The sequence below is a fragment of the Pelagibius sp. Alg239-R121 genome (assembly GCF_947331435.1).
Taxonomy (GTDB): Bacteria; Pseudomonadota; Alphaproteobacteria; order Kiloniellales; family Kiloniellaceae; genus Denitrobaculum.
This window is the reverse complement of record NZ_CAMZOF010000001.1, coordinates 390,092-405,593: the sequence shown is the minus strand read 5'-3', so window position 1 is coordinate 405,593 and position 15,502 is coordinate 390,092. Positions and strand designations below refer to the sequence as shown.

General features: G+C 56.3%; 9 protein-coding genes. 5 read left to right on the top strand and 4 right to left on the bottom strand.

The genetic code is table 11. The features are described 5' to 3' along the window. Nucleotides 1-39: 39 nt before the first annotated feature. Nucleotides 40-2,148: an XrtA/PEP-CTERM system histidine kinase PrsK gene (gene prsK, locus QMZ18_RS01735; RefSeq protein WP_282604501.1), complete on the bottom strand. Its 2,109-nt coding sequence runs from the start codon at nt 2,146-2,148 to the stop codon at nt 40-42. Nucleotides 2,149-2,460: 312 nt separating this feature from the next. On the opposite strand from prsK, the gene QMZ18_RS01730 reads away from it, so the two are divergent. From QMZ18_RS01730 to QMZ18_RS01720, 3 genes are all read left to right on the top strand, one after another. Then, nucleotides 2,461-4,149 carry an FAD-binding oxidoreductase gene (locus QMZ18_RS01730; RefSeq protein ID WP_282604500.1) on the top strand — a complete coding sequence of 563 codons (1,689 nt, stop codon included), beginning with the start codon at nt 2,461-2,463 and terminating at the stop codon, nt 4,147-4,149. 260 nt (nt 4,150-4,409) lie between these two features. Beyond that, complete coding sequence (gene prsT / locus QMZ18_RS01725) at nt 4,410-7,220, top strand: XrtA/PEP-CTERM system TPR-repeat protein PrsT (RefSeq protein WP_282604499.1); 2,811 nt, start codon at nt 4,410-4,412, stop codon at nt 7,218-7,220. Nucleotides 7,221-7,380: 160 nt separating this feature from the next. Further along, a complete protein-coding gene (locus QMZ18_RS01720; protein ID WP_282604498.1) occupies nt 7,381-7,926 on the top strand; it encodes a YdcF family protein in 546 nt (181 codons plus the stop codon). Between the two features lie 5 nt (nt 7,927-7,931). Here QMZ18_RS01720 and QMZ18_RS01715 read toward each other — a convergent pair whose 3' ends face one another. After that, nucleotides 7,932-9,293 (bottom strand): right-handed parallel beta-helix repeat-containing protein, encoded by a 1,362-nt coding sequence (locus tag QMZ18_RS01715; protein WP_282604497.1) that lies wholly within the window; start codon nt 9,291-9,293, stop codon nt 7,932-7,934. A 304-nt stretch (nt 9,294-9,597) separates the two neighbouring features. Here QMZ18_RS01715 and QMZ18_RS01710 point away from each other — a divergent pair, with 304 nt between their 5' ends. Next, nucleotides 9,598-10,812, top strand: coding sequence for a fatty acid desaturase (locus QMZ18_RS01710; protein ID WP_282604496.1), 1,215 nt, complete (start codon nt 9,598-9,600; stop codon nt 10,810-10,812). Nucleotides 10,813-11,110: 298 nt separating this feature from the next. Here QMZ18_RS01710 and QMZ18_RS01705 read toward each other — a convergent pair whose 3' ends face one another. Together QMZ18_RS01705 and QMZ18_RS01700 are read right to left on the bottom strand one after the other, a co-directional pair. Next, a complete protein-coding gene (locus QMZ18_RS01705) occupies nt 11,111-11,956 on the bottom strand; it encodes a THxN family PEP-CTERM protein (RefSeq protein ID WP_282604495.1) in 846 nt (281 codons plus the stop codon). Nucleotides 11,957-12,361: 405 nt separating this feature from the next. Beyond that, nucleotides 12,362-13,213 carry a THxN family PEP-CTERM protein gene (locus QMZ18_RS01700; protein WP_282604494.1) on the bottom strand — a complete coding sequence of 284 codons (852 nt, stop codon included), beginning with the start codon at nt 13,211-13,213 and terminating at the stop codon, nt 12,362-12,364. 764 nt (nt 13,214-13,977) lie between these two features. Between QMZ18_RS01700 and QMZ18_RS01695 the strand changes: the two genes are divergently transcribed. After that, a complete protein-coding gene (locus QMZ18_RS01695; RefSeq protein ID WP_282604493.1) occupies nt 13,978-15,411 on the top strand; it encodes a mannose-1-phosphate guanylyltransferase/mannose-6-phosphate isomerase in 1,434 nt (477 codons plus the stop codon). Nucleotides 15,412-15,502 lie beyond the last annotated feature (91 nt).

The window sequence follows — 15,502 nt, the reverse complement described above, 5'->3', positions numbered from 1 at the left end:
ATCTCTATACCACTATTGCTACAGGGTTATTCAAAGGCCTCAGCGTGTGACAGGTATGGCCGGCGATACGCTACCCAGCCCCGTGCCATCGTTTACGACCGTACTGTCGACGATGGGAAGCACGATCCGCATCGTGGTTCCCGAACCGGGATTACTGATGACTTCAAGATCTCCTCCAAGTTCCCTCGCGTACTCGCGGCACTGGTACGCGCCGATACCCATGCCCCGCGACTTTGTGGAGCGGAACGGCGTGAAGAGCTCATTCCGGACGAATTCCCTATCCATGCCGGGCCCGTTGTCGGCGACCTCGATCAAGACCGTATCGCCTTTACGATCGAGGCTGATCTTCACCCAGCCTCCGGATTCGACTGCATCGATCGCGTTCTGCAGTAGATGGTTGATGATTGCGCTCAGGCGATCCTGATCCGCGGCGACCGTGACGTCGACATTGCCCCAATCGATAGATAAATCTATGGAATCGCTTTGTTTAATTCGAGTTAATTTCTCCAACAAAGGCCGGATTTCGACAAAGTTACTGGCTTTGGCGGTCGGTTGATCGTTGCCGAGCCGGTCCATAAGGCGCCGCATCTTCGAGACGGCATCATTGAGCGTATCGGTCATATCCTCGCGGAACTGCTCGTTGTGACCGTGCTTTTCCATGTTTTTAGAAAGAAGTTCCAACTGGCTTACGAGGTTCTTGATGTCATGGATCACGAACGCAAATCGCCGGTTGAACTTGGCGAACTCCCGCGATTCGGCCAGCGCCACCGCGTTCTTTTGCTCGGCCAGGTAGCTTGCGGCCTGCCGTCCCGTCGTCTTCAGCAGATCGTAATCTTCCCAACCCAGTGAACGCACGGCACGCGGGCGGGCAAGCAGCAGAAAGCCGATAAAGGCTGCATGGTGCGTTAGGGGCACGATGATCCAGGCATTCTTCAGCTGGTTCAGTTCATCGGGCAAAACCAGATTGCCGTACTTCTCCGGATCCTTGTTTGCTTCGACAATATCGATCAGCCACTGGCGTTCTTCCAGAAAACGGACCATTGACGCCGTTTGATCAGCCCGCAGACTCGACACCGCCATGTTCCAGGCGGCGAAAACGACGTAACGGTCGTCCTGGCGCAGCCAGAGCGCACCACCGGGGCTTTCCACGATATCCGCAATGGCCTGGATGACGCGGACGCCCAGTTCCTCCGTTTCCTGAGATTCGGAAACGGTCCTTGTGAAGCGCAGCCATTCTTCGCGGTAATCGTAGCGATAGGCGTAAAAGTGCTTACCGATCAGGACCTTGATATGCGCTCTGACGGTCCCCGAGATCAGCAGGACGGCGAGGACGATAATGGCCCCAAAGAAAAAAGTGGCTTGAATGACGGTGCCCCAGGCACCCTCAAATTGTTGGAGGAGAAAGCCGACCCCCGCCATGATGATGATGTAGATGCCGCTCGTCGTCAGGGTTGTGGAGTAAAAGGCGATTTTTCGCGAGACGGTAATGTTGGTGCGCCACATTTCGTTGCGGCGCGATGAGACAGCCAACAACGGCACGACCATGGCCTGCACGGCACCGCGCGCCTGCTGAAAGCCCGGATTTACTTCACCGAACAGGAGGGCATCCGCATAGAAAAACAGGTCATAGGCGAAGAGTCCGCCGATCCCTATGCAGAGAAATTTGATCTTCCAGCGGTCATCCTCGCTGGTATTGCGGAACAGTGTCTCGATCAGCATCAAACCGGCGATCACGAGAATCAGCCGCAGCAGGCACCGGACAGTGAAACCGGCTTCCCAAGACAGGGGCTGGTAAAGCTCATAACCGAGCAACACGATCGAGAACGCGATGAAGATAGAGACGATGTAGCGCCCCAGACCATGCTTGGTGTCGGTCGTGCCGCTCTGGAGGACACTCCATAGAAAGGCGAGCCAGCAGACGGATCGAAGGTTTTCAAAGGCTTCGATCATGGCTGTCAGGCTGGAACCGCTCCAGTTCTCGTAAGTCGCGAGGGCGAGCCAAAGCGAGGTCACGAAGCAGGCGAGGATCAACAGGCTGCCCTGCAGACGCCGTTCATAGTTGACGGCCAGCAAGAGCGCGAGAATCAGGAATGCCGCTGCACCGACGAAATAGCTGATTGTCCCGATAAGAGCAGTTTCTACGATCATCCCCCCTTATATCATTCGTCGCTGGCTATGGCACCGCCATCGGATATCCGCGCGCGTTTAATCGTATGTCTTTCCGAATTACCATTGTGAGTCAAAGAAATATCAACACTTACAGGTTATCTCCCTAAGGGTGTAAAATTCGTCAAGGTTGTACTTCCGTAATTCCGATCGAGAGAGCGTTGGATAGTTTCAGGGGCGCTCCTCTTCATGTTGCTGTTGTTTTCGTTAAATGTTCTATCATGATGCATTGCTGAATATACTTTCGCCCAGGCCACGATTTTCTTCACTCTTTCCGCTTTGCGGAGTCCTATGATGTCCGGCTCAAGTTCTCTCAATCGTGCGATTGCCACGTGGCGTCAGACCCTGGGCGCTGGTTCCGTGCGCCTTGACGGTGACTGCGATGTTTACAGCCAAAACTGCATTGGGGTGACGAGGCAGGTTTCGGCCGCCGTACTACCGTGCAACGAGACCGAAGTGGCGGCAGTTGTCGAAACCGCGCGGGCGGAAAAGTTAGCGCTCTATCCCATCAGCACGGGGCACAATTGGGGTTACGGCAGTGCGACGCCGGCCGCGGACAACTGTGTCGTCGTCGATCTAAGCGGCATGAATCGAATTCTCGATCTGGATCCGGTCCTTGGACTGGTCACGCTGGAGCCGGGCGTCACCCAACAGCAGCTACGGGACTATCTGGATGAGCGGGATCTGCCGTTCCTGGTGCCGGTGACCGGCGCTGGGCCCACGTGTAGTCTTTTGGGGAATGCGCTTGAGCGCGGTTACGGCATCACACCTCACGGCGATCATTTTTCGGCTGTAACCGCACTCCGTGCGGTTCTTCCAAGCGGTGAAATCTACCAGTCCGCCATCGCAGAGGCGGGCGGCACGGGTGTGGATGGTGCCTACAAATGGGGTGTCGGTCCCTATTTGGATGGAATCTTTACCCAGTCGAGCCTCGGGATTGTGACCCAGATGACCATTGCTCTGGCGCGCGTTCCGGAAAAGGTCGAGCTCTTTGTTTTTGAGTTGCCGAAGGACGAGGATCTGGAAGGCGCGGTCGAGGCCGCACGGGCGCTTCGTCAGAGCCTTGGAGACGGCCTGAGCGCAATCAATATCCTCAACCGGCTCAGGGTGCTGTCGATGATTGAGCCCTATCCGCAGGCCGAGGTCGGCGTTGGAGAGGCGATCCCGGCATCGGTGGTCGACTCTATGGCCCGCCGCCGCCGTCTCCCTCATTGGTTCGGAGTTGGTGCTCTCTATGGAACGAAGGAGACGGTTCCGGCCATGCGCCGTCGCGTGAAGCGTGTTCTGGGGCCGAAAGCCAAGGGATTGCGGTTTTTCTCAAAAACCAACCTCGGGATCTTGCACAGGATGATTTCGCTCTTGCCGGGCGCCGCGGGCCGGGTGTTGCAAGAACGTCTGGGAACGCTCGATGAGACTCTCGATATTCTGCTGGGGCGGCCCCGGGAAACGGCGCTGAAACTGGCCTACTGGAAATCCGGCAGGGCTCCCTCAGCTGACCCCGAAAATGCCAAGTCGTCAGCATTAGATCCCGCCCGGGACGGTTGCGGCATCATGTGGTACGCGCCTTTGGTCCCCATGACGGCCTCCGCAGCGCGGAATTACGTCGATATGGTGAACGAGATTTGCCCACGGTTCGGAATCAATCCCCTGATTACCCTCACAACGATCTCTGAACGCTGTTTTGACAGCACCGTGCCCATACTCTTCGACCCTGCTGTGGAGCAGGAACGCGCTCAGGCTTGCTACCGGGCGCTTTTCGAAGAAGGGAAAAATCGCGGATTTCTGCCCTATCGCATGAATCTGCAGTCGATGGAACTTTATACTGCCCATGAGGGCTCGGTCTTTTGGCAAACCGTGAATAAGATCAAGCATGCCATCGACCCTGAACAACTGATATCGCCGGGCCGGTATCATTCCGTCGCCTCGGAGGCTGATAAGAAGAACGAAGATCTAGCCGGCAAGGAGGCTGCGATCCGGGATTAGCAGATGACGCGGATTGATCCAAACTGTGTTAAGATATTAGGATATTGTATTGTTTTAATTAGTTGGTGCACTTACATCTCACTTGGCGTGTTGGATGGCTCGCGTCCTTTTGATCAACGGATTATCCTCGAATAGGTTCAGATTCAGGACAGCTGAACCTCGAATGATCTATCATCAGGCAGACTTGAGCGCCGAGAAGGCGATGTGACCGATGTCAGGTTACGAAATGACCCCGAAAGCGAATGAGCAGGGACAAGAATATGTCAAACCGATCTGAACCCAGAACGAAGCGAACCCGCCTGCTGGCGACCGTCGCAATGACTTTGGCATTGCTTGCGCCTGTTTCACTGCAAGCGGCAACTGATAGCAGTAAATCCGTTGCCTACTACGAGGAGGCGCTGGTCTACTTTCAGCAGGGACAGCTCAATCCAGCGATCATTCAGCTGAAAAATGCACTACAGCAGGATCGAGACAACGTGGAAGCGCGGATGCTGCTGGGCCGGATCTACGTGCAGATCGGCGACGGCGCATCGGCGGAAAAGGAATTGAAAGCGGCAGAGACCAGAGGTGTCGCAAGGGATACGATTCTCATCCCTCTGGGGCAGGCTTATCTGCAGCAGCGAAAATTCGCCGAAGCGCTGGCTGAGGTCGAAACCGGCAACCGGGACACTGCCTTTGAAACCGATGTACGGCTGATCAGAGGGCGCGGACATCTCGGCCTTTCGCAATTCGATCAGGCGATCGAAGAGGCGAATGCTGCCGCCGAGCTCAGTCCGCAGGATGCGCGGGCGAAGATACTGCAGGGCCGTATTTACGGCGCCGAGCGGAAGTTCCCGGAAGCCGAAGCGAAGATCGACAGTGCGCTCGCCCTGACCCCGGATTCGGTCGATGCCTTGTTGGTTAAGGCTGAACTGCGCCGCTTTGCCAGTGATTTTGACGGTGCGATCGCGAGTTTCGATAAGGTATTGCAACTCAGCGCCAGCAACATCCCGGCTTTGCTCGGCCGGGCGACGTCCCTGATCGCCCAAAACAAAGATACGGAAGCACAGGCCGATCTGGATGCGGTGAAGCAATTCGCCCCCCGGCATCCGACAGCCCATTATCTAAGTGCGCTCGTGCTGACCAAGGCCCGGGACTTTGAAGCTGCGCGTGACGCCATTCAGGAGATCGGTCCCTATCTCGACAGTTTTGCGCCGGCGCTTTATCTGGCTGGCGCGATCAGTTATGCGACCAACGAATTGGAACGGGCGCAAAGCTATTTGACCGGTTACCTTGCACGGTTTCCAGACTATGTGCCGGCGAAAAAAATCCTCTCGGCAACTTATCTGCGGAAGGGTGAACTGGACCGCGCCCTTGGCATTCTCGAGCCCCTTGCCGAAGCCAGGCCGGACGATCCGCAGGCTCTCGCGATGCTCGGCGAGGCCTATCTGCGGGCACAGCGTTATTCGGAGGCCACGACCTATCTGGATCGCGCCACAGACCTGGCACCCGAAGACGTGAAAATCGCACGTGGTCTCGCAGTCAGTCACTTGCGGTCGGGTCAGACCGAAGAAGCCATCAACGTGCTGGAAGCATCGCCCGACATCGGTGGTCCTGATGCCTCTGCATCGAAGATCATACTTGCCCAGATGCAGATCAGAACCGGCAAACTCGACGAGGCTCTGGAGGTCGCGACACAGCTTCGCAAGGATCTGCCGGAGAGTCCGATTCCTTTCAACCTGCTTGGCAGTGCTTTGAGCGTAAGGGGTGAAAGGGCCGAAGCACGAAAGGTCTTTGAAGAGGCGATCGAGGCACATGCAGACTATCTGCCGGCGCGAATGAACGTTGCGCGCCTGGACATGGTGGAGAACAAGCCTGAGGACGCCCGCAAACGGTACCTGGAAATCCTCGAGCTGGAGCCCGGTTACGTCAACGCCATGATCGCCTTGTCGGAGATGGACGCGACGGCCGGAAATTCAGATGGGGCGGTTGATTGGCTGAAGAAGGCAATCGATTCCAATCCAGAGGCCGTGGCTCCGCCGTTACGTCTTGCCAATTACCATGCCAGCCAGGACGAATTCGATCTAGCGGCCCCGATTCTGGAGGATTTGGAAAAGCGTCATGGCGAGAATCCACGCGTTTTGCAGGCCATTGGCCAGGTTTATGTTGGCCAAAGAAAGTTTGACGTCGCGACCGAGAAGTTTGAGAAACTGGTTACGCTCGCTCCCGCCTATATAAACGGGCGGTTCTTGCTGGCCCGCTCTCAGGCTTCTGCAGGCAATGTCGACGAGGCCCGCAAATCCTATGAAGAATTGCTTCGGATCGCGCCCGACAATGGCGATGCTCATCGCGCACTTGTGGAAATCGATATCGGCAAGGGCGATCTGGAAACCGCAGCGAAAACAGCTGAGGCCCTGCGCGACAAACTCCCGGATGCGCCGGACGGTCATCAGCTGATGGCAGACGTTTTCATTCAGGGCGGAAAATTTCCGGAAGCGGTAAAGGCTTACGAAGCCGCATGGGAAAAGGGTCCCAGTGGTCCTCTGGCCATCGCTTTGTTCCGAGCCCGTACACAGGTGATGGACAAGGCGGAGGCTGCGCCACCCCTCAAGACATGGGTTGAAGCCAATGCAAATGACAGGGCATCGCGCCTGGTTCTGGCCGGAGTACAGTTGGAAACGGGCGATCACGACGATGCCCTCATGAACTATGAGATTTTGAACAAGAGCAATCCCGGTAATCCGATTGTCCTGAACAACCTGGCCTGGCTGTATCAGGAAAAGAATGATCCCAGGGGTCTGGAGTATGGCGAAGAGGCCTTGAAGGTCGCACCTGGATTGCCGGCGATCATGGATACGGTGGGCTGGATTCTCGTCCAACGCGGCGAAGCGGCGCGGGGCGTGGAGATGTTGGCGGATGCCAGCGCGAAACTACCCAAGGACCCTGAGGTTCAGTTTCACTATGCCTTTGCGTTAAAGGAGACGGGCCGGGTCGAGGATGCGAAATCCAAGCTCAATGATCTGCTCAAGGCACACAGTGGCTTCGCTTCCGAGGCGGATGCGCGTGCGCTTTTGAGCGAGCTCGGCGGCTAGGCACCCTGCGCCTAGATTGAGGCTCTTGCTGAAGTGTATCGCCCTCCAACAACATGATCTAGAGGTTGGTTCACTTTCTCCTCTGATTCTGAGATAAACGATCGGACTCTGGCCAATTGAACGAGATGCCCAAGGTGACCCGTTCCTGGGAAAAATACCGATGGCACAAGACGAGCTGCTGAGAGGAAAGAGGCGGCGATTCGATGTGATTGTTGTATTGGGTGCCGCGGTCTGGTCTCGCGGCCGCCCGAGTCCGACTTTGGACCGCAGAGTGCGTCGCGGCCTGGAGCTGTATCACGAAGGTATTGCGGATCGATTGTTGTTTACCGGCGGCCTGGGACGCCATCCGCCGGCCGAAGCGGAGGTGATGCGCCGGATGGCAATTGAAGCCGGTGTCGACCCCAGCCGGATCGTGATTGAGGGGGCGTCGCGCAACACGCTCGAAAATGCCGTGAATTCCGCCAGGATTATGTCCGAAAACGGATGGTCGTCCGCCCTCCTGGTGTCAGATCGTCTGCATTTACCCCGGGCACTTATGGCCTTTCGTTCGATGGGAATCAAAGTGGCTGCTCGCGGAGTCTCCGGAGCCTGGGGACGCAGCCCCTTTAGGCACTGGTGGCACTATCCACTCTATGAAACAGCGGCCTTTGTCTGGTATGCCGGTTTGATTCTGCTGGGCAGGCATCGTATTGGCCCTAGAGTCTGACCGACCTATCGCTTCTCGTCCCAGACGATGCCCTCGCCGGGTTTGAACGTCATGGCCGTAAAGGAGTTGTCGACGTTCCGGAATTTCCTGCGGAGAGTCTTGATGGCGCTGAGCACGACCGTTTGCCGGTCGTGTGCTGAAGACCACGTGTCACTTTTGTCGGGTTCAATAAGGCTGTAAAGATCGTTGAACGAAGCTGTTTTGCCGGGTTGAGACGAAAGCAGTGTGACGACGGACACCTCAGGCGAAGTCAGAGTCAGCGCGTGGCCTCGCCATGCCAAAACACCGTCGACCTGAGATAAATCCGTTCTCTCGAGGGCCGCGTCTTCTTCCGACTGCGAAGTCCGCTTGTATTGGTCATCCTGGCTGCCGGCGTCCAGCACGACGCGCTCAAGGGCGGGTGCAATGGGCAGGCCGGCGGCCAAGCGGTCTGGGTACCATTCATTCCCTCCAAGGGGTGAGCCAGCAACAATGAAGTTACCAGTCATCTCGGCGGGAACCAGGGAGTGCAGAACGCGGCCGGGCCGATCCATGATCAGCGTATTCCCGGAAATGATGATCTTGCCTTCCGGATGCGGTTTTACGTCTCTCTCCAAAGCGATGCCGATCAGGTCTGGATTAACGCTGTTCGAGCCTTTTTGGATGATATTGTTCGTAATTGTTATCTCGCCGCCATTGGGCAGATCTATGGTCCGGCTGTCCCGGCCAAGGCCAGACCCTATTTCGCTGTCCACAATGGTTGTCCTGCGGGCGCGGCTCTTGATCTCATGTCCTTCATCCTTTGACGACAGGATATGGCTTCGCCGTACGATCAGGTGATCACCGCCACTCATGTAGATGGCGTGTGCCCGCCCGACGGAACCCAAGCGCTCGAATCTGCTGTCCTCGACGACAACCTCGCCAACCTCGCCTCCCGATAGCAGTCCCTGCTGGCTGTCGTGAAAATAAACCTTTCGCAGGGTCAGGTTTCGGCCGCGCAGGCGGATGCAGGCGCCATTGCGGGCCGGCACGGCGATGCCGGAACATTCCAGCCCTTCGATAACGTTATCGTTCCCCAAAATGACCAGCGCGGCCTTACCGTCTACGGCAGTATCCCGCAAGGCGGCGCCCTCTGAGGCGACGATCGTCACGCGGTTTGCGGTAAGGATTGCGCCCTCTCGATACTCGCCAGCTTCTATTTGAAGCCTGTCTCCGTCCTGAAGCGCCGCAATGGCTTCACCAAACGAGCGATAGTGACAGTTGTCGAGAGAGCTCTCAGGTGCGCAAAGCGTCACGAGGTTTGAAGCCTGTGCGGGTTCAATGGGGCCGGTAAGCAGCATCCAGCCTGTCAGGATCGTGGCCGCGATCGCAGAGGTTTTCGAGTTCACGCGATGACTTTCCATCATTATCCGCAATTTGAGGCATTTGCCGCGAATTCCGGCCCGCAGGATATACAAAATTAACGTCCGTTCTTCAGAGGTCACAGAGATTCAACGAGCATTGGCTTGGATCCAACGAAATCTTTATAGAAGCTTAAATCTCTTCGGCTAGGGCTAATTCATGTAGTGTCGGTTTTCATTTTGTGCTGGCGCGTTTTGCGAAGTTCTCTGGTCGTCAATGTGCCAGTGCCCAACATTTTGAAGCTCAATCCAAAGTCCAGTCCGTGATCCAATTGATGCCAAGGTACCATTCATGTCCGACTCGTTGAGACAATCCGAAGTCAATCTGCCTGCTTCAGAGTCCGTGGTGGCAGACGGGAACGTTTCGAGCGAATTGATGCAACAAACTGCTGATACGCGTGACGCCAGCGCGGGCATACCACGCGCCGGAGAGCCTTCGGTCAAGGAAATGCGTGACATCGTTGCGAATCTTTATACACCCAAGCCGTGGCTCTACTGGTTGGACTTTCTGACGAGCGCTGTCATCGGCTGGATTGCCTTCGCGCTGGCTGTCGGCTCGGAAACACTGTCGCAGCTTCAGCTGCTTTATATTCTGATTGCCGGTCTCGCGCTTTATCGCTCGGTTTGTTTTACCCATGAGCTGGCGCACCTTCAGAAAGCGGCGGTCCCGGGTTTTCGTATCGCGTGGAATGCACTCTGCGGCATTCCCCTGCTGGTACCCGATTTTCTCTATCACGGGATTCACAAGGCACATCATAACAAGAACCGTTATGGGACGAAGGAAGACGGGGAGTACCTGCCCTTCGCCTCTCAGGCGCCTTGGCACATTGCGGCGCACTTTCTTTTGAACTTTACGCTGCCACCCTTGTCGGCCCTGCGTTTCAGTCTTCTCGCGCCCTTGTCGCTGCTCTCCAGGCCGCTGCGGTCCTTTGTGACGACGCGCGCGTCCGCCATGGCGCTGAAAATGGATTTTACCCGTGACGTTCCTTCACGCGGAACCGAGAGAAAGCGCTGGGTCATCGAGGAGACTCTTGCCAGTTTCTATGCCGCCGGTGTGGTCCTTGCGCTGGTCTTTGGGTTTTTGCCGCTGGATGTCGCTTTGGTCTGGTACATGGTCTTGGTCTTTGTCGGGACAATGAACTCGTTGCGTGCGGTCGGCGGAACCCATCGCTATCGCAGCGATGAGACTGCTATGGGATTTTCGCAGCAGATCGAAGACTCGGTGAATGTACCTTTCGGCGGCCTGATCAATCTATTGCTATGCCCGGTCGGCCTTCGGTTTCACGCCTTGCATCACCTCTTCCCAGGTTTGCCTTATCACGCGCTGGGAACCGCTCACGCCCGTCTGATGACGCAGCTTCCGACCGATGCGTCTTATCGCGGTACCGTCGTGAGGTCGGTTTGGGCGGGTTTCGCCCAAGTATGGCGGGACGCGGCCGCGGGTCGTAATCACGACGCCCATCCCGGCGCCCACCCTGACGCTGCGCAAAGCTCGACGACGCCTTAACCCCGAATGAAGTGAGTCTCAGGGCAGCATTCAATCGGTTCTGATTGGACGCGGGCGGTCGTTGATCTTACATACCAACAGCTTGAGGTCTCGGCCTGAAGAACTTGTGCGGCTCATAAAGCATGGAAGATGGCCACGGCTGTGAGCCCTAGAGGCGGATCATGTCTTGCTGCAACCGCTTTGTGGTTTATGGCACTCAAGTGGCCGGGGCGTCATCGTCTCTCGTACTCAAGGCACAAAAAAACCTCCCGCCACAAAGGCGGGAGGTCTTCTTTGGTAACTCTAAGCCGGGGTGGGCTTAGGCAGCCTTGCGGCGGCGTGCCATGCCGAGGCCGAGCAGGCCAAGGCCGAGCAAAGCCAGCGTTCCGGGCTCAGGAACACCGCGCGCCGTGATCGTGAAGGAAGTCTGGAGCTCGTTGTCCTGACCTTCCAGCGTGATGAAACCGACACAGCCGGCTGCTTCGCCAGCAGCGGCACAGGCTTCGTCGGACAGCGGGCCGAGGCCGGCAGCTGTCAGAGCAACCGTATAGATGAAATCATCGATGAGAAGGTCGAACGACAGAGCGCCCGGATCCTGCAGCACGAAGATGTCTGCACAAGGGGTGCCACCGGTTCCTGGGGTACACTGACCGCCGCCGATACCGGCGTTTGCAGTTTCTTCAAACAGAATGTTGAAGATAATCGGCAGAGGACCGATCGGTCCGCCGACGACTGGCGCCAACGGCGTCAGCAGCAGAGTAGAAGTCAGCTGCGCGTTGGTCAGCGTCAGGCTGGCACCCGAGATGGTGTTGTTGGCATGCGTCAGCATCGCGCCGTCAACAGCTGCGCCGTTGGTGAAGAGGTTCGGCGGATTGTTGACCGTCGGCGTAACGAACAGCTGGCTAGGACCACCGCTTCCCTGACCCCAGGAAAGAACGGTCGGCAGACCGCCGAGACCTGCGTTAGGGGCAGAACCCACGACACCGTTGTTGGTGGTATCGTTGGGAGCAGCGCCCTGATTGGGAGCAGCAGGATCAAAGTCGGAAAAACCGCTCTGGACTACGTAGCCCCATTCCGTAATCAGGGCAGCGGATGCCTGACCGACACCAACAAAGAGGGTCAAGGCTACCGCCGTACCGCTCAAAATCTTCGAAAACTTGGACATAATAACGATGAATCCTAGCAAATGTGAATTTCCCGACTTTATAAGCAATCTGCATGCCAAGAAAAATTTCTAATGATTATCAAAGATTTACGCGAATTTTGGTTTTTGGCGAACCCAGCAATGTAAAATACGTCGACAAATTCCAGTCTCAAAAAAGTCACAGCCAGCGCAGTATCACCGGAATTATTGTCCAGAACAGTAAAAAGGGTAATTAAAACAGCGCTTTATCGGGTTGAATGGGACTGTAAAATATATCAACACTCAGTTAAACGCTGTCCAAAGTACCTTAGTGCCTTGCCGTGCAGTCTTGTTGCTCACTGCCCGAAATGCCTCAATCAGAACACAAAAAAACCCCCCGCCAAGAAGGCGGGGGGCCTTTTCAGATTACTCTAAGTCGGAGTTGACTTAGGCAGCTGCCTTCCGGCGGCGTGCGATACCAAGGCCGAGCAGACCGAGGCCGAGAAGGGCCAGGGTGCCGGGCTCAGGAACGCCACGAGCCGAGATCGTGAAGGATGTATTCAGCGTCGTTGCTTGCTCTTCCGGAGTGATGAAACCGAGACAACCCGCGGCTTCGCCTGCTGCGGCACAGGCTGCGTCAGACAGCGGGCCTAGGCCGTCAACAACCAGCTCAACCGTGTAGATGAAGTCATCCAGGAGAAAGCTGAACTCCAGGTTAGGATCGTTCTGAAGCACGAAGATGTCCGCACAAGGCTCGCCACCGGTTCCCGGTGTACAGTCGCCGCCGCCTACGCCGGCATTCTCGGTCTCTTCAAACAGAATGCTGAACAAGATCGGAACTGGACCGATCGGAAGGCCCGGAGGCGTGATCGGTGTCAGCACCAAGGTCGAAGCCAGAGTCGCAGAGTCGAGTGCGATACTGTCACCGGTGATGATGTTGTTGTTATGGGTGATATCTGCACCCGCAACCGGTCCGGCATTGGTGAAGAGGTTCGGTGGGTTGGTAACAGTTGGAGTTACAACCAGGCTACTGGACGGACCACCGTTTGAGCCAAGACCCCAGGAAAGAGTTGTCGGCAAACCCCCGATTCCCGGATTGGGAACGGAGCCGACGACGCCATTGTTGGTGCTGTCGTTGGGAGCGGACGTTTGATCAGGGGCCGGAGGAGCGAAAGCGGAAAAGCCACTTTCTACCACGTAACCCCATTCGGTCACTAATGCTGCCGACGCCTGTGTTGCGCCAGCAAAGAGCGTTAACGCGACTGCGGTACCGCCCAAAAATTTGCTAAACTTAGACATTGATTTCACTACCCTCGCTAATGAACTTCCCCCTCAAATAAGCAATTCGTGTGCCAGTTTGATTAATTGTTCAAAATCAAGAGCGTAGCCTGGAGATGCATTATTGTTCGTGTGCGGTTGTAAAAAGTTCCGACAATAAATTGTCACAGCAAAATCGCGCCCTGTCTGGAATCGCTGCAACCTGTCTTAAAAAGTAAAGAAAAGATTAATAAAAACAGTACACTATTCGGCGAATTGCAGGGTGTAAGAATTTTCAACAGTCTTCCGCAGCTCCTTCTCCCTCGCGGAGCGAATCGAAACGAATCGGAGATTTGGGAGTAATCAAATAACCAACCTACAGCCATGAAATATCGCAAAAAACCTGCAGTCGACCAAGCGTAAACCTTCATTTGTAAGGCTCGCCGACTCCTTGAATTTCAGCAATCGTGTCGGACGGATCGCTGAGCCATCGGTTGCGACGCAGCAATTGACATTGGTTTCAATGGAAGTTTACGCGTTGGGCAGCAGGTTCGAATTTAACGGAAATGTGGGGCGGAAAGCCGTCCGCCGGTAAGTATTTGCAAGCTTCATTCGGATAGTCTTCGCCGGTGCCAGGGGGCCCGGACGTACAATCTTTTGAATCTTAATCCCGGCAATGAGGTTTGTTTTCGAATTTCCGTCCATGCATTTTTGGAGGAAGTTGCGATATTCTCCCCGATGCGGCAGCTTGCAGCGCAGCCGAGTCGGGCTATCGAGAGGGAATTCATTTGAGGAAGACTCGCTGAATGGCAAACGAATCGAAACTCTATCCAGTGATTCTTTCCGGTGGCTCCGGTTCGAGGCTCTGGCCCCTGTCCCGGGCGCATTACCCCAAGCAGCTCCTGCCGCTGTCGGGCGACAACAGCATGCTGCAGGATACCGCGCTGCGCGTCTCCGACAAGACGCGGTATCATGCACCCTTGATCATTGCGAACAATGAGCATCGCTTCATTGTCGCCGAACAGCTTCAGCAGGCAGGTGTTTCGCCGCGCGCAATCGTCCTTGAGCCCTTAGGGCGCAATACGGCGCCGGCAGTCACCGTCGCCGCGTTGATGCTACAGCGCGAAGACCCCAATGCGATCATGGTGCTGCTGCCGTCCGACCATGTTGTCGCTGATCAGCAGGCCTTTGCTGCGGCAGTCGACAAAGCGGCGGGTGCCGCGGCCGGCGGGCATCTGGTGACCTTCGGTATTACACCGCGCCACCCGGAAACCGGCTATGGCTACATCAGGCAGGGGGAGGTCCTGACTTCGCACGCGGGCGCCTTTGGGCTTTCCGCCTTTGTCGAGAAGCCGGATCTGCCGACCGCCGAGGGCTACCTGGCTTCGGGCGATTATCTCTGGAACAGCGGCATGTTTGTTTTGCCGGCTCAGACCTATCTCGATGAAGTAGAGCGCCTTGCTCCGAAAATCCTCGAACAATGCGACTTGGCGCTGGAACAGAGTTTCCGGGATCTGGACTTTGTCCGCCTCGATGAGCCGGCATTTGCGGCCTGTCCGAGCGACTCCATCGACTACGCAGTGATGGAGCACACTCACAAGGCGGCCGTTGTGCCCGCCGATATTGGCTGGAACGATGTTGGTGCCTGGCCGGCTTTGTGGGATATCGCCGAAAAGGATGCGCAAGGCAATGTCTGCGCCGGGGATCATCTTCTGCGCGACGTTTCCGACTCCTACATCAGGGCGGAAGATGACCGCATGATCGCGGCCATCGGCCTGGAGAACCTGATTATTGTCTCGACCGACGACGCTTTGATGATTGCACCGAAAGCCCGGGCAGGCGAGGTCAAGGATCTCGTGGACAGTCTCAAGTCCGCAGACCGGAGCGAGGCGATACATCACCGCCGGGTCTACCGTCCTTGGGGTAACTACAAAGACATTGACGAAGATCAGCGCTTTCGCGTGAAGCGCATCATTGTAAAGCCGGGCGGTATTCTCTCGCTTCAGAAACACAAGCACCGTTCTGAACATTGGGTCGTCGTCAAGGGCGTCGCCACGGTTACCTGCGGCGAGGAGGAAACGACTCTGAACGAGAATCAGTCGGTCTATATCCCCAAAGGCGTGATTCATCGGCTTGCGAACAAGCAGGCTGAGGCGCTGCATCTGATCGAAGTCCAGGTCGGTGACTATGTCGGCGAGGATGACATCATCCGAATCGAGGACACTTACGGCCGGGACTGAAGCTGCCAATTCCACACTTCCCGAGCTGTGCAATGCTGCTATGTCATTGACATCTGGAGGTTCAATTGGTTAACAAGGCGCCTCCGACATC

What these genes read in the sequence shown, in the direction of transcription:
- QMZ18_RS01700 (WP_282604494.1), bottom strand. Translation starts at nt 13,213, where the DNA reads ATGTCTAAGTTTAGCAAATTTTTGGGCGGTACCGCAGTCGCGTTAACG.
- prsK (WP_282604501.1), bottom strand. Translation starts at nt 2,148, where the DNA reads ATGATCGTAGAAACTGCTCTTATCGGGACAATCAGCTATTTCGTCGGT.
- QMZ18_RS01730 (WP_282604500.1), top strand. Translation starts at nt 2,461, where the DNA reads ATGTCCGGCTCAAGTTCTCTCAATCGTGCGATTGCCACGTGGCGTCAG.
- QMZ18_RS01720 (WP_282604498.1), top strand. Translation starts at nt 7,381, where the DNA reads ATGGCACAAGACGAGCTGCTGAGAGGAAAGAGGCGGCGATTCGATGTG.
- QMZ18_RS01705 (WP_282604495.1), bottom strand. Translation starts at nt 11,956, where the DNA reads ATGTCCAAGTTTTCGAAGATTTTGAGCGGTACGGCGGTAGCCTTGACC.
- QMZ18_RS01710 (WP_282604496.1), top strand. Translation starts at nt 9,598, where the DNA reads ATGTCCGACTCGTTGAGACAATCCGAAGTCAATCTGCCTGCTTCAGAG.
- prsT (WP_282604499.1), top strand. Translation starts at nt 4,410, where the DNA reads ATGTCAAACCGATCTGAACCCAGAACGAAGCGAACCCGCCTGCTGGCG.
- QMZ18_RS01695 (WP_282604493.1), top strand. Translation starts at nt 13,978, where the DNA reads ATGGCAAACGAATCGAAACTCTATCCAGTGATTCTTTCCGGTGGCTCC.